Source organism: Streptomyces speibonae, assembly GCF_984686075.1.
On record NZ_OZ480260.1, the window covers coordinates 7,852,316 to 7,871,906 of the forward strand.

A 19,591-nucleotide genomic window follows, 5' to 3' on the forward strand; every position below is an offset into this window, starting at 1 on the left:
CCCGCGGCGCGACCCGGACCGCCCGGCTTGCGGGCGCGGCGACCCGCACGGCAGGGTCGGGGTGTGCCGACTCTGCTGATCGTCCACCACACGCCGTCACCGAACTGCCAGGCGCTGTTCGAAGCCGTCCTCTCCGGTGCCACCGCCCCGGAGATCGAGGACGTCCGGGTGGTGCGGCGCGCGGCGCTGGCCGCCACCGCCGCCGACGTCCTGGACGCCGACGGCTACCTCCTCGGCACCCCGGCCAACCTCGGCTACATGTCGGGCGCGCTCAAGCACTTCTTCGACCAGATCTACTACCCCTGCCTGGACACCACCCGGGGCCGCCCCTTCGGCTACTACGTGCACGGCGGCAGCGACGTCACCGGCGCGGTCCGGGGTATCGAGTCGGTCACCACGGGCCTGGGCTGGCGCCGCGGGGCGGAGACCGTGAAGGTCACCGGCGCACCCGACAAGGCCGCCCTCGAGCGGTGCTGGGAACTGGGCGCCACCCTCGCGGCCGGGCTGACGCCCTGACATACCGGGAGGGCCCGGCCGTCGGCGCGGTCGGGCCCTCCCGGTGTGCCGGACCGGCGGGGGCCGGGGGCCGGTCCACCTCGTCAGGGCTCGTCCATCCGCCGTCGGTCCTGCTCGTCCCAGGTCCGGGTGTCGCGCGGCTGCGTGTACGGCTCCGCCTCGGGCGGATGGCCACCGGCGATGGCCCGCTGCCGGGCGATCTCCGCGTCGAACTCCAGCCCGAGCAGAATGGCCAGGTTGGTGATCCACAGCCAGATCAGGAAGATGATGACACCGGCCATCGTGCCGTACGTCTTGTTGTACGACCCGAAGTTGGCGACGTAGAGGGCGAAGCCGGCGGAGGCGAGCAGCCAGATGCCCAGCGCCAGGAAGCTGCCCGGAGTGATCCACCGGAACCCCCTGACCCTGGCGTTCGGGGCCGCCCAGTACAGCAGCGCGATCATGATGGTGACCAGGAGGACCAGCACCGGCCACTTGGCGATCGACCACACGGTCAGCGCGGTGTCGCCCAGACCGAGGAGATCACCCGCCTGCCGGGCCAGCCCGCCGGTGAAGACCACGATCAGCGCGCTGATCACGGCCATCACCATCAGCGCGACCGTCACCCCGAGCCGTACCGGCAGCATTTTCCAGATCGGGCGCCCCTCGGGCATGTCGTAGACCGCGTTCGCCGAGCGCATGAACGCCGCCACGTACCCCGACGCCGACCAGATCGCCAGCACGAGGCCGACGATCGCCACGATCGAGCCGACACCGGCGTTGCCCTGCAACTGTTCCACCGCCTGGGTGATGATGTCGCGGGCCGCGCCGGGTGCGGTGAGCTCCTGGATGTTCTCCAGCACCTTGTCCGTGGTGGACTCGCCGGTGAGTCCCAGGATCGACACCAGGGCCAGCAGCGCCGGGAACAGCGACAGCACGCCGTAGTACGTCAGCGCCGCGGCCCGGTCGGTGAGCTCGTCGTCCTTGAACTCGCGCACACTGCCCTTGAGTGCCGCGCCCCACGCGCCCTTCGGGAGCTTGGTCAGGGCGTCCGGTGCCGCCCGCTCCACCTCGTCGCTCGGCCCGGGCTCCTCCGGTTCCGCGCGCCGCGCCCCGTGACCCGTGCGGGTCTCCTCCGGTGCCGCGCGCTGCCCCCCGCGATCCGGACGGGCCTCATCCGTCGTGTTCTCAGGGGACTGCCGCCCCGGGATATGCAGCTTCATGGGCGCCGGGTAACCCGTGTGCGGCGTGTCACGCCCCGTACGTCGAAACCGCTTGTGGGAGCGCTCCCAGGCGGGCAGGATGCCAGGCATGACCGAGTCCCCCAGGATCCGCCCGTACCGCGTCGAGGACCGGCCGGCCCTCGACGACATCTGCGTCCGCACCGCCCACAACGGTCAGGACAGCCGCCCCCATTACGCCGACCCCAGTGTCTTTCCGGACACGTTCGCGGCGCCCTACGTCCATCTGGAGCCCGAACTGGCCTTCGTCGTGGACGACGGGGAGGGCCGGGCGGTCGGCTACATCGTCGGCACCGCCGACACCGTCCGCTTCGCCAGGGCCTTCCGTACGGACTGGCTGCCCCTCGTCGCCGACCGCCATCCCGAGCCGTCCGGCCCGCCGTCCACCCCGGACGAGAACATCGCCGCGCTGCTGCACCACCCGGAGCGGATGGTCCTCCCCGAGCTGGCCGCCTGGCCGGCCCATCTGCACATCGATCTGCTGCCCGAGTGGCAGGGGCGCGGGTACGGCCGGGGGCTGATGCGGACCTTCCTCACGGCGCTGCGGGGCGCGGGCGTCCCGGCCGTGCACCTGGTGATGGCGGTGGCCAACAAGCCGGCCCGGGCCTTCTACGACCGGGTGGGCTTCGAGGAGATCGACGTACCGATGGACGATTCGGTCGTGTGCCTCGGGCGCACGACGGCGGATCCCGGCCGCCCCTGAGGTCGGGGCGGCCGCCGAAAGTGCCGAGCGCGCCGCGAGTGCGGAAGGTGCGGGACGTCGGGACGTGCCAAGCGTGTCGGAGGTGCCGAAAGTGCCGAGCGCGCCGCGAGTGCGGAACGTGCGGGACGGCGGGACGTGCCAAGCGTGTCGGAGGTGCCGAAAGCGCTGAAAGCTCCGGACGTGCCCAACGCGTCGAACGCGCCACCGCCCTCCGGGAAGTGGCGCAAATGCGTGTTGCCGCTGCGCCTCATGAGGCGCAGCCTGGGCATTGGGAGCGCTCCCATGTAGTCGGGCGGGGGGCGCTCACCGGCATCCCCACGACCCCCACAGTGGAAGGAAGGAACCCATGGATTGGCATGGGCATGACTTAAAGTCCCTCCGCACCCGCCTGTCGCTCGCCCTGACCGTCGCGGTGGCCGCGCTGCTCTCCCTGATCCCCTGGAGCGGCACCGCCGTCGCCCACGGCTCCGTGATCGATCCCGCCTCCCGCAACTACGGCTGCTGGCAGCGGTGGGGGAGCGACTTCCAGAATCCGGCCATGGCTCAGGAGGACCCCATGTGCTGGCAGGCATGGCAGGACGACCCCAACGCCATGTGGAACTGGAACGGCCTCTACCGCAACGGCTCCGCCGGCAACTTCCAGGCGGTCGTCCCCGACGGCCAGCTGTGCAGCGGCGGGCGCACCGAGAGCGGGCGCTACAACTCCATGGACACGGTGGGCGCCTGGAAGACGACGGACGTGAACGACGATTTCACCGTCCAGCTGTACGACCAGGCCAGCCACGGCGCGGACTACTTCCTCGTCTACGTCACCCGGCAGGGCTTCGACCCCGCCACCCAGGCCCTCGGCTGGGACGACCTCCAGCTGGTGGCCCGCACCGGCGCGTACGGCCCCAGCCAGAACTACTCGATCCCGGTGAGCACATCGGGCTTCAGCGGCCGCCACGTCGTCTACACGATCTGGCAGGCCTCGCACATGGACCAGACGTACTTCCTGTGCAGTGACGTGAACTTCGGCTGACCAGCCGCGACTTCACAACTGCCGCTCCCGGGTCCCCGCCGGACACCCCCCTTCCGGCGGGGATTCGGCGTGCGCGGGGCGGGAGTTTCCTGAGATTCGGGGAAGAAGTTGTGAGGCGTTTGAACACCGGGCGGCCCGCTTGCGTATGGGGCGTGGGAATCCCATGCCGACCCCCCGCGACAGAAGCGTAGGAGTACTGCCTTGGCACGCAACACACGCAGACGCCCGAAACAGCGCGCGACTCTCGCCGCCTTCGCCCTGATCCTCGGGGGAGGCGGCATGATGGCGGCCAACGTCTACGCTTCCGCGACGGAGGACGGGACGGGCGCCGACCAGGCCCAGGTCCTCTCGGGCGCCACGATCGACTGTCCGGACGTGGCCACCCAGCTGACGTCGGTGCCCGAGGAGGCACGGGCGGAGGTGGACAAGGAACTCGCCGGTCTGGACGCCCAGATCGCCGAGGCCTACAAGCGGCTCGGCGAGTCGGCGGACGCCATCCGGCAGGACCCGGCCTTCGCACAGAACGCGATCGCGGGACCGCTGGAGGAGAAGCGCTCCGCGGCCCTCGCCCGCATCGCCACCGCCATCGACCGGGTCGGTGACCGGCCCGAGGGCCTCGAGGAACTCGCCGCCTGTGCGGTGCGCGAGTCCGGCAACGCCCCCGCCGGGCAGGAGGGCGAGCAGGGCGGCGACGGCAACGGAGGCGACCAGGCCGGCGACGCAGGCGACGGCCAGGACCAGCAGGGCGAGGACCAGCAGGGCGACGAGCAGGGCCAGGAACAGGGCGGCAACGGCGGTCAGGCCGGCAACGGCCCCGTCGCCGGTGACTACGTCGACATCCAGAGCGTCGAGCCCAACGTCTCCCAGCCGAAGCAGACGGCGAACGCCTCCCGCGGCACCTTCGTCAGCGACTGCGGTGTCAACGAGAACGGCCTGTTCAACTCGGACAACGTGATCGCCGCGCCGGGTGTCAGCAACGGCGCCCACCACTTCCACGACTACATCGGCAACCAGGCGACCAACGCCTTCTCCAGCGACGACGACCTGGCGCAGGCGGAGACCACCTGCGTGGACCAGGGCGACAAGTCGGCGTACTACTGGCCGGTGCTGCGTCTGCAGAACGGGACCGAGGAGCAGGACGCCAACTCCCCGGGCGGCGGCATCGAGGGCAACGTCGGTGAGATCGTCACGCCCAAGGAGGTCACCCTGACCTTCGTGGGCAACCCGCAGGGCGAGGTCACCGCCATGCCCCGGCTGCTGCGCATCATCACCGGTGACGCCAAGTCGTTCGTCAACGGCCCCGCCAACGCCAACGCGTCCTGGAGCTGCACCGGCTTCGAGGACCGGCAGCTGACCGACAAGTACCCGCTGTGCCCCGAGGGCAGTGACGTGGTGCGCTCGTTCGACTTCCAGAGCTGCTGGGACGGCCGCAACATCGACAGCGCCAACCACCGTACGCACATGGCGTTCACGGACGAGGCCGGCAACTGCCCGTCCGGCTTCAAGCCGGTGCCGCAGCTGGTGCAGCGCATCGTCTACGACGTGGACGCGCCGAGCCTGGAGGACGGCGGCAAGACCACTCCGCTGTTCGCGGTCGACTCCTTCCCGGAGCAGCTGCACAAGCCGATCACGGACCACGGCGACTTCATCAACGTCTTCGACGAGGACCTGATGAACAAGGTGGTCGACTGCATCAACGAGGGCCGCACCTGCGGCGCCGGCGCGGGCAACGGCGACGGCGGCAATGGTGACGGAGGCAACGGCGACGGCGGCAACGGCGGCGAGGAGCCGGGCGACGAGCCCACCGCCGACCCGGGCCAGGGCGACGACGGCAACCAGAACAACGACGACAACCAGAACGACGGCGGCGACAAGCCCGGCGACGACGGCAAGCAGAACGACGACGGAGGCGACCAGAACAACGACGGCGCCGACCAGGGCGACGGCAAGCAGGAGCAGCCGACGCAGGACCCGGGCGCCGATGAGCCCGGGAAGGGCGACAACACCGCGCAGCCCGACGTCAAGTCCTCCACCCCGGCCGGCAACGGCGGCGACGCCGGTGACCAGGACGGCGACAAGGGCGGCAACGGCGACGGCGGACAGGCGGCCCAGGCCGCCCAGGTGCCCGGCAGCCTCCCCGAACTCGACGACAAGACCGAGGCGCAGGGCCAGTCCGGCAGCCTCGCCGAGACCGGGGCCCAGCTCTGGCCGGCCGCGATCGGCGGAGTGCTGGTGATCTTCGGGTTCTTCGTCCTGCGGAGCGTGCGGCGCAACGCCTGATCCGGTCCGTGGCACACCGACGGCGGCAGGTCCCCTCGCGGGGCCTGCCGCCTCGTGCGTCAGCGGGTGGCCGGCGCGCCCTCCCCCTCCGCGTCGATGTGCGGCAGGATCCTGTCCAGCCACCGCGGCGTCCACCACGCGTGCCTGCCCAGCAGGGTCATCACCGCGGGCACCATCAGCAGCCGTACGACGGTGGCGTCGATGAGCACGCTGACGGCCAGGCCCAGACCGAGCATCTTGACCACGACGTTGTCGCTGACGATGAACGCCGCGAACACACTCACCATGATCAGCGCGGCACAGGTGATGACCCGCGCGGTGATCTCCAGGGCGTGCGCGACCGCCGTCCTGGCGTCACCGGTGCGCAGCCAGGCCTCGTGGACGCGGGAGAGCAGGAAGATCTCGTAGTCCATGCTCAGCCCGAAGATGATGGCGAACATCATCATCGGCACATAGCTCTCGATCGGCACCGTGCCGGAGACGCCCAGCGCCGGCCCGCCCCAGCCCCACTGGAAGACGGCGACGACGACGCCGTACGACGCGGTGATGGACAGCACGTTGAGGACCGCCGCCTTGACGGCGACCAGCAGCCCGCGGAACACCGCCAGAATGATCAGGAAGGCCAGCGCGACCACCACGGCGATGATCAGCGGCAGCCGTTCGGCGACGAGGTCACGGAAGTCGACCTGCGCCGCCGTCGTCCCGGTGACGTAGGTCTGCGCGTCCGTGCCCCGCACGGCCTCCGGCAGGGTGTCGTTCACCAGGCGGTTGGCGAGGTCGGTGGTCGTGGAACTCTGCGGTGAGGCCGACGAGTACACCGTGCCGACCAGCACGTCGCCGTCCTGGGTGGGAGTGAGCGGCGTGACCGCCGCCGCCCCCTCCACGCCGTCCAGGGTCTGCTGCGCCTGCGAGGCCAGTCCGGAACGCTCGGAGCCCGGTACGGAGGACTGGTCGATGACGACGGTGAGCGGACCGTTGGAGCCGGCACCGAACGCGTCGGTCATCAGGTCGTAGGCGCGGCGGTCCGTGAAGGACGTGGGATCCGCGCCGTCCCCGATGTGACCCAGCTGGAGAGAACACCGGGACGGCGAGAACGGCGATCGTGGCCACGCCCGCCGCGAGGAACGTCCATGGACGGCGCGCCACCCGCTGGGCGTACCGGTGCCAGGTGCCGTGCGGCTCGGCACCTGACGCGGCGTCGGTCTCCGCGACGGGACGGCGCACCCGCCAGCGGTCGATGCGCCGGCCGGTCAGACCCAGCAGCGCGGGCACCAGGGTGAGCGCCGCGACGACGGCGGAGACGACGGTGACGGCCGCGGCGATTCCCAGCTTGGAGATGAACGACACCCCGGACGCGGACAGACCCGCCAGCGCGATGATCACCGTACAGCCGGAGACCAGCACCGCACGTCCGCTCGTCGAGGTGGCGTGCCCGGCCGCCCGCACCGGATCCTCGCCGTCCATGACGTCCTGCCGGTACCGGGTGATCAGGAACAGCGCGTAGTCGATGCCGACACCGAGGCCGATCATCGTCGCCAGGGTCGGTGACACCGTGGCGAAGGTGAACGCCGCGGCCAGCAGCCCGAGCACGGCGAGACCGGCGACCACCCCGATCAGTGCCGTCAGGAGGGGGATGCCGGCGGCGAGCACACTGCCGAAGCCGATCAGCAGGACCACGATCGCCACGGCGAACCCGATCAGCTCGCTCACCCGGTCGTCGGGCGTGGGACGGGCCAGCTCGCCCAGCGGTCCGCCGTACTCGACCTGCACGCCCGCGTCCCGCAGCGGCTGTACGGCGTCGTCCACCCCGTGCAGATAGTCGTCGCCCAGGGTCGACGGCTGCACGTCGAAGCGGACCGTGATGTACGCCGTCCGGCCGTCGGAGGACAGGGGCCCGACGTTCGGCCCCGACTGGCCGGAGGCGGAGGGTGCGGACAGCGGGTTCTGCGCGGACAGGACGTGCGGCAGCTTCTCCAGGTCACCGACGGCGGTGGACATCTGGCTGCCGAGGGCCGTGAGCTGCTGCTGGTCGTCGTGCAGGACGATCTGACTGCTGTAGCCGCCGGCCTGCGGATCGTGCTGTTGCAGCACCTCGATGCCCTGCTGGGACTGGGAGTCCGGGAGGGTGAAGTTGTCGCTGTAGGTTCCGCCGACCGAGCGGCTCGCGACCTGGAGCGCCACGAGAGCCACCAGCCAGGCCACGATCACGACGAGGAAGTGCCGTGCGCACCACTCGCCGAGCCGCCGCAGCACACCCGCATTCGGCAGGTCCGTGGTGGCCCTGGACGGCATAGGCGCGTCTCCTCCGCCGGGCCGAGCCGTTCTCGGCCGCCCCCACCATTACAGACGCGCCCGTTCCCCCCCGGCATCCCGACGGCCACCCGCTGAACTTCTGCCCCTCCGGCGTTTGAGGAGCGGGGATCCGGGGGCAGCGCCCCCGGGTCGGGACGGGAAGGGCCGGCGGGGGCGGGATCAGCCCGGCCTCAGCGCTCCACCGCGGACTCCTCCCGCTTCTTCCACGGCCCCACCGCCAGCTTCCCGGTCGTCCCGAGGTCCACCTCGGGCACGACCGTCACCCAGTCCGCCCCGGACTTCACCCGCACCCGCGCATAGGGAGCGTGCACCGGCGTACCCGCCAGCGTCGTGTTGCGCCACACCAGCCCTGCCCACGCACCCTCGCCCGGCTGCACCACCAGCGGCAGGGCGGGCCCGTCCGCCCCCGTGCCGCCGGCGACGGAGCTGCCGTCGCGCAGGATCCGTACGCCGTCCACCGGCTCGTGGTCCTCGTCGTGGAGCCGCACCTCGGGGTACCCGTGCAGCTCGTAGGGCTCGGTGCCGCAGTTCTCCAAGTGCACGGAGACGACCCGCAGCCCCATGGCCGCGTCGCCGTCGTCCGCGTACACCCGCACCCCGGACGCGGGGCACGGCCCGTGGGTGTTCGGCGCCTCGTCGGCCGGGACGCTGCGCACCTTGGCGATCCGTACCCCGCTCACCTTCCGCGAGCCCACCGTCGACTCGGCCGGCGTGAACGTGTCGCGGACCGTACGGCCCGGAGCGACGTCCTCGACGGTCCGCTCGGTGTTGTCCAGCACCGACCCGGCGTCCGAGAGGAGGTCGAACGTGATCGTGTAGGTGAAGGGTTCGGCCCCGGTGTGGGTGACCTCGAACGCGGCGCACCCCTTGTTCCCGCCGGCGAATCCGGTGATCCGGACCCCGTCGTGCTCCGCGTCGGCGGGCCCCGGCGGGGGAGAGGCCGACGCGTTCGAGGGCCGCTCGCCGCACGGGCCCTCCGGTGCGGACGGGCCGGCGGCCGGGTCGCCGGCCCGCCCGGTTCCGCACGCGGTCAGGAACAGGGCGCCGGCCAGGACGGAGGAGAGAGGGAGGATAGCGGTGCGCATGGGCGAAGTGGATCAGTAACCGCCCGCTGTCGGCTGTGACGGAAGCCACGCTTCCGGTGCCCGGTGTGGGAAACTCGTTCAAGAGGCCGCCGTGCTGTCCGACCTGGGGAGCGCCGGCGGGCCGCGGAGGGGAGTTGTCGTGAGCCAGGGGACGGTGCACACGCACGAGGACGCGGACGGAGCCGCCGCCGCACGCCACGCCCGTTTCGGACGTCTCCCGGAGCCGGTCCGGGTGGAGGACATGGTCGAGGAACGGCCGGCCGCGGCGCCCGACCCGGCCCGCCACGCCTACGACCCGGACGAGTGGCTGGTGCGCTACTGCCTGTGAGCCGGGACCTGCGCGGGCCCGGGTGACCAGGGCACCCGCGGCGGGCTCGGGTGTCAGTCGCCGCTGCCCCAGTCGTACGCCGTCAGCAGCAGCGCCACGTCGTCGGGCCGGTCCTCCGCCCTGCGGGCGGTGCGGATCAGCTGGTCGGCCAGCGCCTCCACGGAGCGGGTACCGCTGCGGGCCAGTGCGAGACGGACCTTCTCGATCCCCGTCCCGATGTCATCGCCCGGCGTCTCGACCAGCCCGTCCGTGTACAGGGCGAGCACACTCCCGGGAGCCAGGGTGAGGCTCGTGACCGGGTAGACGGCGTCCGGCTGCACACCGAGCAGCACACCCCCGGGCAGGTGCAGGCTCTCGGTGCGCCCGTCGGGATGCCGCAGCAGCGGCGGGGGATGACCCGCCCGGACGGCCAGGGCACGGCCGGTGTCGGGCTCGAGCTCGATGTAGCAGCAGGTGGCGAAGACGTCCGTCTCCAGCTCCACCAGCAGCCGGTTGGTGTGGGTGATGACCTCCTGCGGCGGCCGGCCGCTCGCCGCGAAGGCGTGCACCGCGCTGCGCAGCTGCCCCATGACGGCCGCGGCGCCCACGCTGTGCCCCTCGACGTCACCGATCACCAGGGCCACCCCCCGCCCCGTCCGGATCACGTCGTACCAGTCCCCGCCGATGGCCATGCCCTGCGTGCCCGGGAGGTAGCGGCCGGTGGTGCGCATCCGGTCGATCGCCGGCAGCCGGTGCGGCAGCAGCCCCTCCTGGAGGCCGCGCGCCACGGCGGACTCCGCGTCGTAGAGCCGGGCCCGCTCCATCGCCTGCGCGGTCAGCCCGCCCAGCGCGGTCAGCGCACTGCGCTCCTCGGGAGTGAACCGGTGCGGTGCGTCCCAGCCGAGGATGCACGAGCCGACCGGATGCCCGGAGGCGATCAGCGGCAGAAACGCCCAGGCGCCCATCGTGTCCAGCGGGATCCCGGGATAGGCGGTCACCAGCGCCTCGGGCGACTCGAAGAAGAGCGGGAGCCGGGTGGTCAGCGCGTGCACGCCGGGCAGGTTGGCGTCCAGGGGGACACCTTCGAACGGCTCGAGGAAGTCGTGCGGGTAGCCGGACTCCCACAGCAGGTACATCCGGCCGTCACGGACCGTGTAGAGGGCGATCTCCCGCGCGCCGAACCCGGGCAGCAGCTGCTCGCCGACGGCCCGGCACACGTCCCTGACGGTGACGGCCTCGGTCAGCACACTGGCCATCTGCACCACGTGGTAGAGCGCCCCCGCGCGGGTCGGCGCGACCAGCTCCGTGGGCGCCCCGGCCGGTGCCAGGGCTCCGCCCGGCTCCGCCCCGGCCGGGGCGTCGGTGCGAAAGACGCGGCCGGTCAGCCCGTGCACACCGGGATGGAGCACGAACCCCAGCCAGACCCCGTCCGGATCGCGCACCAGGTACGACACCGGTTCCTGCGACAGCATCGCCGCCCGGTAGTGGTCCTCGTAGGCGGGGTCGCGCAGCCAGGTGAGCACCTGCCACGGATGGTGGCCGAGCAGCTGTTCCAGCTCGCACCCCAGCAGCTCCTGGCAGCGCCGGTTGGCGTAGATCACCCGGCCGTCCTGGTCGAGGGAGAACAGGCCGTCGGGCAGCCGCTCCGCGGCCTCCGCCGCGGTGACCCCGCCCGCCGCGTCGATCAGGGCGCCCACCAGCGTCCGGGCGGCCCGCTCCACCCGCACGACATGGCCCCACAGCTCCACCGGCCGGTACCGCGGCCGGCCGCCGTCCGCGGGCTCGTCCAGCACTCTGAAGCGCCGGGCCCTGACCTGCCCGGTGTCCTCCGCCTCCCGTCGGCTCGCCCGTAGTTCGTGCTGGTCGTCGGGGCTGACCCGGGCCGCGACCTCCGCCATGGTGCCGCCGAACTCCTCCCGGGTGACGCCCAGCAGGCACAGCGCGTCGTCGTCCCCCGACCAGCGGTCGTGGTCCAGGTCCCACTCGATCATGCCGATCTTCACCGCCCGCCCGGGCGGTGTGGGCAGGCGCACGTTCACCGGCTGGTCGTCGTAGTCGATGCCGTAGGCGACGGCGTCCGGGCCCTCCCGGCCGGGCGCCCGCCGGGCGAACGCGGTGAGCCGCCGCTCCATGTCCCGCCCGGCCTCGCGCAGCGCCGCCCTCACCACGTGCACGTGCGACGGCTCCCGGGTGGCCGAACGCAGCACGGCCAGGACCCCCACGGTCTCACCGCCGACCCGCACCGGGCGGTAGGCATGGGCGAACGAATACGGCAGCGCGGCGGTGAACTGCGGAAAGCGCAGCATCGTCGCCCGCTCGTCCGGCAGCCACAGATCCTCGCCCCTGCGGTACGCCTCGGACATCGGCAGCGCACCGCCCACCGGGATCCGCCACCACGGCCGCAGCAGCGACCGGGGGACACCGGACACCACACAGAGCACCAGGGACCGCCGGTCGCGCGAACGCAGATAGACCAGACCGCCGTATCCGCCGACGCCCTGGACCGCCGCCACCACCGGCTCGGCGAGTGCGTCCTCGATACGGGCCTCCGGGTGCGCGCTCCCCGCCCCTTCCGCCTCCGGCCCGAGCATGCCTGCCGGCCGCTCCCCATGCGGTACGGCGGCTGCGTCATCCATGTCGCGCCCTCCCGGTGCGGACGCACGGGACATCCATTCGTTCGCCTTCCCCCAGGATGTGCCATGACCGCCGGTCCGGCGACCGGCCGGAACTGAACCGCAACCTTCCGGGCATCTCGCTCGTCTCACCCGATATCAGCTGGATGCGAGCCCAGGGGGCCGAAAATGCTTCAACCAAGAACAATCTGCGCCACACTCCTGCTCATGGGTACGGCCCTGGCCACGGCCGCGGTCCCCGCCGTGGCCGCCCCGGCGGCATCCGCCCAGGCCACGGCCTGCCCCACCGGCTGGGGCAGTCTCGCCGAGGCGGACACCGACAGCACCGTCACACCGGTGCGGAACATCCGGACCGGCCGGCACGACTGCTTCGACCGGATGGTCGTCGACGTGCCCGGTGCGGGGCGCGGCGACCTCGGCTACTCCGTGCGCTACGTCGACACGCTGCACCAGGACGGATCGGGCCGGCCCGTGCCCGTCGCCGGCGGCGCCGTCCTGGAGGTGCGGGTGACCGCACCCTCCTACGCCGCCGAGACCGGCGAGCCCACCTACCCCGCCCGCGCCACGCGTCCCCTGCCGGGCGTCGACCTCACCGGGTACCGCACCTTCCGCGACGCGCGCTTCGGCGGCAGCTTCGAGGGCGAGACCCAGGTCGGCCTGGGCGTGCGCGCACGGCTGCCGTTCCGCGTCCTGGAGCTCCAGGACCGCCTCGTGATCGATGTCGCCCACAACTGGACGGGCAGCCGCTGAGCCGTCCGCACGGGGCCGGACGCCGCGCGCTCACTCCCGCGCGGTGCCGGTCTCGCAGACCCGGCGCGCCACGTCCCGCAGCTTGGTGTTGGTGCGCTGGGACTGCGTGCGCAGTATGTCGAAGGCCTGGTCCTCGGTGATGTGATGCCGCCCCATCAGGATGCCCATCGCCTCACCGATCAGATGCCGGGTGGCGATGGCCTCCTGCAACTGGGCGTCGCTCACGGCGGTGGAGAAGGCCACCGCCGCGTGGGAGGCCAGCAGCCAGCCCGCCGTCTCGCTGTCCTCGGTGAACGTCCCCGCCTTGCGGGAGTACATGTTCAGGGCGCCCAGTTCCTCCTCCCGCGTGTAGAGCAGGAACCCCATCATGCTGCCCACCCCGAGCTCCCGGCCGCGGGGCACGAACGACGTCCAGCGTTCCGGCTGCGCGGTGAAGTCGGGGATGCGGAAGACCCGTTCGGAGCGGTCGGGCCGCGCGGCATCGAAGCAGGGCCCCTCGCCCAGGCGCTCCTGGAGCCGGTCGCTCTCGGTCACCATCGGCTCGGTGGGCGCCAGTGAACTCACCCGGTTTCCCCGCAGGACGAGGATCCCGGCCGCGTCGCAGCCGTCCACGAGGTCCACCGCCGAGCGCGTGATCTGCTCCAGGGTGGAGTCGAGGGTGTGTTCCGCCAGAAGATCCCGGGCCATCGAAGCCATCTGCCGAGCGAATCCCCGCCAGTCCACCGTCCGCCTCCCTGATCGACTCTGCCGGCATCCACCGTTTACCCGGAGTGCGTCCGCGGCACGCCGTGAACGCCCCGATCCCGGGCAGACGGCGTACGTGATCTTCGACGGCGCTCCCGGTTCCTCCCGGCGGGCGCCTTCCGCCGCCCCGGAGAAGGGAACCTCCACGGTGACCATGCCCGAGCACCGCACGCGTCCGATGCCCCGCGCACGCCGCTTCGACCTGCGCGCGACCGCCATGTACCTCGGCCTCCTCGCCACGGCCCTGGCCACGGGCGGCCTCGTGGTGCGCGCGCTGGCCGGGGCCGCCCAACGGCGCCCGGTGTGGGCGGTCGTGCTGTGCTGCCTGGCCGCCGCCACCGTCCTGGCCCACGCGCGCAGCGCCGGCGGATGCCGGCGTCCGTGCTCGCCCGCCGGGCGGGCGAGGCCCTGGAACAGGCCACGGTGACCGCGCTCGACGCCCTCGAGACACCGCCGCCCGCCCCCGGCCCGCCCGCCCCCGGGACACCGGCCCCCGGGGGCGACGGCCTCTTCGATGCCCTCAGCCCCGCCGACGCCCTCAGCCCCTTCGACGCGCTGAGCCCCGAGGAGTTCGAGGAGGCGATAGCGGCCCTGTGCGCCCGGGACGGCTGCTCACAGGTGGAGGTCGTCGGCGGCGCCGGGGACCTGGGGGCCGATGTGGTGGCGCTGGCCCCGATGGCCGCCGCCTGGTCGTCCAGTGCAAGCGCTACGGCGACGACAACAAGGTCGGCTCGCAGGACCTGCAGCGCTTCGGCGGCACCTGCTACACCGTCCACGAGGCGGACGTCGCGCTCGTCGTGACCACCGGCGACTTCACCGGACCGGCCGAGGACTACGCCGGCCGGTGCGGCATCGTGTGCGTCGGCCGGGACGCTCTGCTCGCCTGGAGCGAGGGCCGGGAACCGGCACCGTGGACGGCGCCCGCCGACGGCCCGGAGGGCTGAGCACCGCGCCTGCCGGGCGCCGATTGTCAGTGGCGGGTGCCACCCTTCCGACATGGACGAGCTGGAGTTCATGCGCGGCCGGGTCTACGGAGCGGACCACGAGGATCCCGGCCCGCGCGAGGGCAGAGCGTACGTGGAGCTGGCCGGCGGACCGCTGGACGGTCTGCTGCTGGACGTGACGGGCCGCACCGAGACGGAACTGAGGGACGGCGTCGGCCTGCGCACGGAGATAGGCCGCTACGGCGCGGGCGGGCGCTCGGTGTACGTGCCCCGCAGCCCCGGCGGCCGGGTGTACGACTGGTGGGGCGACGTCCCCTGAGCGGTGTGGGCGCGCGGGGGACCGGGGCAGACGTAGCGGTAGGGCGTCCACGGCCGGCGCGGGGCGCGAGGAGGGCGGAGCGAGCCATGGGACTGCTGACGGAAGGCGGCACGGTGCTGCGCGACCGGATCGGGCACGCCATCTTCTCCAGAGTGGCCGGACCGGACGGCCAGGACAGCCGCGCGCGCATCCACGGCACACCGGGACCGCGCTGGTTCGGTCCCGAGCGGCCGGTCAGAAGGGTGCACGGGGACGCCTCGATGTTCATCGGCGGCCTGTCGGCGCTCCTGCTCCAGTCGCTCCACCCGCTGGCCATGGCCGCCGTCGCCGGGCACTCCGGGTTCCGCGGCGACCCCTGGGGCCGGCTCCAGCGGACCAGCACCTTCCTCGCCGTCACCACCTACGGCACCGCCGACGCCGCCCAGCGGGCCGTCGACCGGGTGCGGGCCGTGCACGAGACGGTGCGCGGCACCACCGCGGACGGCGAGGAGTACTGGGCCGCCGACCCCCGCCTGCTGTGCTGGGTGCACATCGCGGAGGTCGACAGCTTCCTGCGCGCCCACCAGCGCTACGGCGCCCACCCCCTGGACGCGCAGGGCTGCGACGACTATGTCGCCGACATGGCGCGCATCGCCACCGCCCTCGGCATACCCGACCCGCCGGTCGACCGTGCCGGACTCGACGAGCGGCTGGCCGCCTACCGCCCCGAGCTGCGCGCCACTCCCGAGGCCCGCAGCACGGCCCGCTTCCTGCTGCTCGACCCGCCCGTCCCGCTGCTTGCCCGGCTGCCGTACGGCATCCTCGCCGCCAACGCCGTGTCCCTCCTGCCGGGCTGGGCCTCCCGCGCCCTGCGGCTGCCCCGCGTGCCCCCGGCCGAGAGCGTGTGCGTCCGCCCGCTGGGCACGGCCGTCACCGCGGGCATCCGCTGGGCCCTCGCGCCGACCCGTCCCGGGACCGCCGGCCCCGCTCCGCGGCCCGCCTCCGGTTGACCCGCGTCAGAGGGGGCACTCAGTGCTGGCCGGCGCCGCTCAGGGACACGGGAGGTCGAAGTGGCCGTACGTCATCGTCTGATTCGAACGAGTCCGCGGGCCGTATGGTCCGTACTGGAGGACGGCACCCGCTACGCGGACTGGGTGGTGGGCACCTCGTCGTCCGAGCCGGTGCGCGGACACTGGCCGGAAGTCGGCTCCGCGATCGGCTACGAGGTGCGGTTCGGCCCGCTGTGCCTGACCAACGAGACCGTCGTACGGCGCTGTGTGCCGGGCGAGGCCCTGGAGCTCGAGGCCAAGGCGGGACCGCTCGGCACGGCGCGGATCGCCATCGAACTGCGCCCCTGGGGCGACCACTGTCTGGTGATCGTGGACGAGCATCCGCTGCGCGGAGCGGGCGGCCTGGTGCACAACGTGGGCGTGGAGGCGCTGATCCAGATCCGCCACCGCGCCATGCTCGCCCGGCTGGCGACACTCTGCGAGGACGAGGCGGCGGAGGAGGAACGGCGCCGGCCCATGGGCCAGGTCGTCGCACCGGAACCCGACGCGGGAGGCGCCCGTGCCTGACGCCGTGGTCATCGGGGCCGGGCCCAACGGCCTGGTCGCGGCCAACCTGCTCGCCGACGCCGGCTGGGGCGTCGAGGTCCTGGAGGAGCAGCCGGAGCCCGGCGGCGCCGTGCGCCACGACCGGGGCGCCGACCCCGGCTTCGTCAGCGACCTCTGCAGCTCCTTCTACCCGCTCGCCGCCGCCTCCCCGGTCGTCTCCGGACTGCGCCTGGAGCGCCACGGGCTGCGCTGGAGCCACGCCCCGCACGTCGTCGCCCACCCGCTGAGCGACGGCCGGTGCGCGGTCCTCGACCGCCGTGTCGACGTCACGGCCGCCTCGCTGGACTCCTTCGCGCCGGGGGACGGGGCCGCCTGGCACCGGCTGCACGACATGTGGGAAAGCCTGCGGCCCGACCTGCTGGACGCCCTGTTCACGCCCTTCCCGCCCCTGCGGTCCGGCATCCGGCTGGCCGTCCGGCTCCGCGGCACCGGCGGTCTGCGCATGGCGCGCACCCTGGTGCTGCCCGTGCGCCGCATGGCGCAGGAGGAGTTCCGCGGTGAGGGCGGAGGCCTGCTGCTGGCCGGCAACGCGCTCCACGCCGACCTGGCACCCGAGGCGGCGGGCAGCGGCGGCTTCGGCTGGCTGATGTCGATGCTCGGACAGACCTACGGCTTCCCCGTGCCGGCCGGGGGCTCCGGTGCCCTCACCGAGGCCCTCGCCCGCCGGTTGGAGGAGCGCGGCGGCGTGCTGCGCTGCGGGCAGCGCGTGGACCGCGTCCTCGTGCGCGACGGACGAGCCGCCGGAGTGCGCACCGCGGGCGGCGAGACGGTGACGGCGGACCGTGCCGTCCTCGCCGACGTGTCCGTGCCCGCCCTGTACGGCGAACTCGTCGGCCCCGAGCACCTTCCCGCCCAGCTGCTGTCCGACCTGCGGCGCTTCCAGTGGGACTTCGCCACCTTCAAGGTCGACTGGGCCCTGGACGGCCCGGTGCCCTGGAGCTGCGAGCAGGCCGCCGGCGCCGGGACCGTCCACCTCGCGGACGGTCTCGACGAGCTCACCCGGTTCGCCGCCCAGCTCGCCACTGGCAGCATCCCGGACCGGCCCTTCTGCCTGTTCGGCCAGATGACGACCGCCGACCCGTCCCGCTCCCCCCGGGGAACCGAGTCCGCGTGGGCGTACACGCACGTGCCCCACGACGTCGCCCGGGACGCGGGCGAGGAGTCCCTCACCGGGGCCTGGGACCCCAAGGAGCAGGAGATCATGGCCGACCGGGTCGAGCGCCACGTGGAACGCTTCGCTCCCGGCTTCCGGTCCCGCATCCGGGCCCGGCGCATCCTGGCGCCGCCCACGCTCCAGTCCCTCGACCGCAACCTGCACGGCGGAGCCATCAACGGCGGCACCGCGGCCATGCACCAACAGCTGTTCTTCCGCCCGGCCCCCGGCACCGGGCGCCCCGAAACGCCCGTCAAGGGCCTGTACCTGGCATCCGCCGGCGCCCATCCCGGCGGCGGTGTGCACGGCGCGCCCGGCGCCAACGCCGCACGCGCCGCCCTGCGCCGGCATCTGGCCCCCGGGCTGGCCGGGGCACAGCGCCTGCTGACCCACCGCGACCGCACCGGCCGCAGGCAGCCGGACAGGGGCCCGCGGCCGGGCACGGGATGACCGGCGCCGCACCCCGGCCGGGAGCCCCACCCCCGGGACCCCGGCACCCCCACGACCACCACCGGCGGAGGCGAGACGATGACCGGACACGAAGACGGACCCGACCGGGCCCACCAACGCCCCGAGGGTGTCAGCGACGAGACGGTGGAGGCACTCGGATCGCTGTCGAAGGCATTGGAGACCACCGAGCGGGCCCGCGGCCACCTCTACAGCTTCCACCAGCTCACCGGCACCGCGGACCTGGAACTGGACCGCACGGTCGAACTGCTGCGCAAGGCCGGGTATCCGGAGTGGGCCGAGACGGTGCGCACCCAGGTGCTGGGCCGCAACGTCATCCCCGGCCACTGGACGTTCCAGATCGTCGAGGCCTACGACCGCACCTACTACCAGCCGTTCCGGGAGCTGGAACAGGCCGCCGTGGAGGAACTGGCCGAGGGCCGGGACCATCTGTACGAGGCCGAGCTGAAGGAGGCCCGCCGCACCGCCGGCCACCCCGACCACACGGCCCGACCCGGCGCGTCCGGCGACGGGGAGGAACGGTGAGGGACTCCCCGCTCCGGGGCCGCACCGTCGTGGTGACGGGCGCCGCGCGGGGCATCGGCGCGGCCCTGGCCCGCGAACTCGCCCGGCGCGGTGCCCGCCTCGCCCTGCTCGGCCACGAGGGGACGGAGCTGAAAGCCGTCGCCGACGCCCTCCCGGTCCGGGCACTCGCCCAGGAGGTGGACATCACCGACGACGCCGCGCTGGAGCGGGCCGCGGAACGGGTCAGGACACACCTCGGCCCCCCGTCCGCCGTCGTGGCCAACGCCGGGGTCGCGGAGAGCGGCCCGTTCGTCACCTCCGACCCCGCCGGGTGGCGGCGGGTGATCGACGTCAATCTGACCGGCAGCGCGGCCACGGCGCGCGCCTTTCTGCCGGATCTGCTGGCGACCCGGGGCTACCACCTCCAGGTCGCCTCGCTCGCCGCGATCGGCGCCGCGCCGATGATGAGCGCCTACTGCGCCTCCAAGGCGGGTGCGGAGGCGTTCGCGCACTGTCTGCGCGCCGAGGTGGCACACCACGGTGTCGCCGTCGGCATCGCCTACGTGAGCTGGACCGGCACCGACATGATCCACGAGGGGGACCGTTACCCCGCGCTGCGGGAACTGCGCGGCAACATGCCCCCACCGGCCCGCCGCGTACACCCGGTGGACCGCGTCGCCCCCCGGCTCGCGACCGCCGTGGAACACCGCAGCAGGGCCGTCTACGTCCCCCGCTGGGTACGCCTGGCCCAACTGGCCCGCCCCGCCCTGCCCCCCGTCGTCCTGCGGGCCACCCGCCGCCGCCTGCCCCAACTGGAAGCCACGACCCCCCTCCACCACACGGGCCTCCTCGGCGCCGGCGGCAGGGCAGACGACAGGGCATCCGGAACCCGCCAGTGACCCTCCGGCACAACTCGGCTGCTCCGGCACAACCCATCCCCTTCGGCAAAACTCGGCCCGTTCGGCACAACTCAGCCCCTCCGGCGTTTGAGGAGCGGGGGTCCGGGGGCAGCGCCCCCGGGGACGGGACGGGAAGG

Annotated in this window: 16 protein-coding genes and 2 pseudogenes; 13 read left to right on the forward strand and 5 right to left on the reverse strand. The window is 73.2% G+C overall.

From position 1 onward, the window contains the following. Positions 1-63 precede the first annotated feature (63 nt). On the forward strand, positions 64-516 hold the full coding sequence (locus AC5L3C_RS35060; protein WP_493653116.1) for a flavodoxin family protein: 453 nt from the start codon (positions 64-66) through the stop codon (positions 514-516). 83 nt (positions 517-599) lie between these two features. On the opposite strand, the gene AC5L3C_RS35065 is transcribed toward AC5L3C_RS35060, so the two are convergent. Further along, the gene (locus AC5L3C_RS35065) at positions 600-1,718 is read right to left on the reverse strand and encodes a YihY/virulence factor BrkB family protein (RefSeq protein ID WP_493653117.1); all 1,119 of its coding nucleotides are present in this window, start codon (positions 1,716-1,718) and stop codon (positions 600-602) included. A gap of 88 nt (positions 1,719-1,806) precedes the next feature. On the opposite strand from AC5L3C_RS35065, the gene AC5L3C_RS35070 reads away from it, so the two are divergent. The 3 genes from AC5L3C_RS35070 (at position 1,807) to AC5L3C_RS35080 (ending at position 5,740) form a co-directional block, all read left to right on the forward strand. Then, entirely contained in the window at positions 1,807-2,439 is a 633-nt protein-coding gene (locus AC5L3C_RS35070) for a GNAT family N-acetyltransferase (protein ID WP_493653118.1), read from the forward strand. A 346-nt stretch (positions 2,440-2,785) separates the two neighbouring features. Then, positions 2,786-3,460, forward strand: coding sequence for a lytic polysaccharide monooxygenase auxiliary activity family 9 protein (locus tag AC5L3C_RS35075; protein ID WP_493653119.1), 675 nt, complete (start codon positions 2,786-2,788; stop codon positions 3,458-3,460). Positions 3,461-3,742: 282 nt separating this feature from the next. Continuing rightward, a complete protein-coding gene (locus AC5L3C_RS35080; protein ID WP_493654156.1) occupies positions 3,743-5,740 on the forward strand; it encodes a DUF1996 domain-containing protein in 1,998 nt (665 codons plus the stop codon). Between the two features lie 59 nt (positions 5,741-5,799). Here AC5L3C_RS35080 and AC5L3C_RS35085 read toward each other — a convergent pair. Next, a pseudogene (locus tag AC5L3C_RS35085) lies at positions 5,800-8,032 on the reverse strand (MMPL family transporter). 191 nt (positions 8,033-8,223) lie between these two features. Then, a complete protein-coding gene (locus AC5L3C_RS35090; protein ID WP_493653120.1) occupies positions 8,224-9,138 on the reverse strand; it encodes a DUF4232 domain-containing protein in 915 nt (304 codons plus the stop codon). Between the two features lie 139 nt (positions 9,139-9,277). On the opposite strand from AC5L3C_RS35090, the gene AC5L3C_RS35095 reads away from it, so the two are divergent. Further along, positions 9,278-9,466, forward strand: coding sequence for a hypothetical protein (locus AC5L3C_RS35095; RefSeq protein ID WP_493653121.1), 189 nt, complete (start codon positions 9,278-9,280; stop codon positions 9,464-9,466). Positions 9,467-9,519: 53 nt separating this feature from the next. Here AC5L3C_RS35095 and AC5L3C_RS35100 read toward each other — a convergent pair whose 3' ends face one another. Next, on the reverse strand, positions 9,520-12,081 hold the full coding sequence (locus AC5L3C_RS35100) for a SpoIIE family protein phosphatase (RefSeq protein ID WP_493653122.1): 2,562 nt from the start codon (positions 12,079-12,081) through the stop codon (positions 9,520-9,522). 165 nt (positions 12,082-12,246) lie between these two features. Between AC5L3C_RS35100 and AC5L3C_RS35105 the strand changes: the two genes are divergently transcribed. Further along, on the forward strand, positions 12,247-12,828 hold the full coding sequence (locus AC5L3C_RS35105) for an AMIN-like domain-containing (lipo)protein (protein WP_493653123.1): 582 nt from the start codon (positions 12,247-12,249) through the stop codon (positions 12,826-12,828). 30 nt (positions 12,829-12,858) lie between these two features. Here the strand turns inward: AC5L3C_RS35105 and AC5L3C_RS35110 are convergent, their stop codons facing one another. After that, complete coding sequence (locus AC5L3C_RS35110) at positions 12,859-13,524, reverse strand: GAF and ANTAR domain-containing protein (RefSeq protein WP_493653124.1); 666 nt, start codon at positions 13,522-13,524, stop codon at positions 12,859-12,861. 196 nt (positions 13,525-13,720) lie between these two features. Here AC5L3C_RS35110 and AC5L3C_RS35115 point away from each other — a divergent pair. The 7 genes and pseudogenes from AC5L3C_RS35115 (at position 13,721) to AC5L3C_RS35145 (ending at position 19,454) form a co-directional block, all read left to right on the forward strand. Beyond that, positions 13,721-14,516: pseudogene (locus tag AC5L3C_RS35115) on the forward strand (restriction endonuclease). A 52-nt stretch (positions 14,517-14,568) separates the two neighbouring features. Continuing rightward, a complete protein-coding gene (locus AC5L3C_RS35120; RefSeq protein ID WP_493653125.1) occupies positions 14,569-14,835 on the forward strand; it encodes a hypothetical protein in 267 nt (88 codons plus the stop codon). Positions 14,836-14,921: 86 nt separating this feature from the next. Then, positions 14,922-15,824 (forward strand): oxygenase MpaB family protein, encoded by a 903-nt coding sequence (locus AC5L3C_RS35125; protein WP_493653126.1) that lies wholly within the window; start codon positions 14,922-14,924, stop codon positions 15,822-15,824. 60 nt (positions 15,825-15,884) lie between these two features. Beyond that, positions 15,885-16,391 (forward strand): SRPBCC family protein, encoded by a 507-nt coding sequence (locus AC5L3C_RS35130; protein ID WP_493653127.1) that lies wholly within the window; start codon positions 15,885-15,887, stop codon positions 16,389-16,391. Further along, positions 16,384-18,033: a phytoene desaturase family protein gene (locus AC5L3C_RS35135; RefSeq protein WP_493653128.1), complete on the forward strand. Its 1,650-nt coding sequence runs from the start codon at positions 16,384-16,386 to the stop codon at positions 18,031-18,033. Before AC5L3C_RS35130 ends, AC5L3C_RS35135 begins: the two co-directional genes overlap by 8 nt. A gap of 78 nt (positions 18,034-18,111) precedes the next feature. Continuing rightward, the gene (locus AC5L3C_RS35140; protein WP_125509456.1) at positions 18,112-18,576 is read left to right on the forward strand and encodes a hypothetical protein; all 465 of its coding nucleotides are present in this window, start codon (positions 18,112-18,114) and stop codon (positions 18,574-18,576) included. Continuing rightward, the gene (locus AC5L3C_RS35145) at positions 18,573-19,454 is read left to right on the forward strand and encodes an SDR family oxidoreductase (RefSeq protein ID WP_493653129.1); all 882 of its coding nucleotides are present in this window, start codon (positions 18,573-18,575) and stop codon (positions 19,452-19,454) included. Before AC5L3C_RS35140 ends, AC5L3C_RS35145 begins: the two co-directional genes overlap by 4 nt. Positions 19,455-19,591 lie beyond the last annotated feature (137 nt).

Coding starts and splice junctions, on each gene's coding strand:
- AC5L3C_RS35100 (WP_493653122.1), bottom strand. CDS start 12,081: ATGGATGACGCAGCCGCCGTACCGCATGGGGAGCGGCCGGCAGGCATG.
- AC5L3C_RS35125 (WP_493653126.1), top strand. CDS start 14,922: ATGGGACTGCTGACGGAAGGCGGCACGGTGCTGCGCGACCGGATCGGG.
- AC5L3C_RS35110 (WP_493653124.1), bottom strand. CDS start 13,524: ATGGCTTCGATGGCCCGGGATCTTCTGGCGGAACACACCCTCGACTCC.
- AC5L3C_RS35090 (WP_493653120.1), bottom strand. CDS start 9,138: ATGCGCACCGCTATCCTCCCTCTCTCCTCCGTCCTGGCCGGCGCCCTG.
- AC5L3C_RS35070 (WP_493653118.1), top strand. CDS start 1,807: ATGACCGAGTCCCCCAGGATCCGCCCGTACCGCGTCGAGGACCGGCCG.
- AC5L3C_RS35065 (WP_493653117.1), bottom strand. CDS start 1,718: ATGAAGCTGCATATCCCGGGGCGGCAGTCCCCTGAGAACACGACGGAT.
- AC5L3C_RS35080 (WP_493654156.1), top strand. CDS start 3,743: ATGGCGGCCAACGTCTACGCTTCCGCGACGGAGGACGGGACGGGCGCC.
- AC5L3C_RS35075 (WP_493653119.1), top strand. CDS start 2,786: ATGGATTGGCATGGGCATGACTTAAAGTCCCTCCGCACCCGCCTGTCG.
- AC5L3C_RS35120 (WP_493653125.1), top strand. CDS start 14,569: ATGGACGAGCTGGAGTTCATGCGCGGCCGGGTCTACGGAGCGGACCAC.
- AC5L3C_RS35140 (WP_125509456.1), top strand. CDS start 18,112: ATGACCGGACACGAAGACGGACCCGACCGGGCCCACCAACGCCCCGAG.
- AC5L3C_RS35105 (WP_493653123.1), top strand. CDS start 12,247: ATGCTTCAACCAAGAACAATCTGCGCCACACTCCTGCTCATGGGTACG.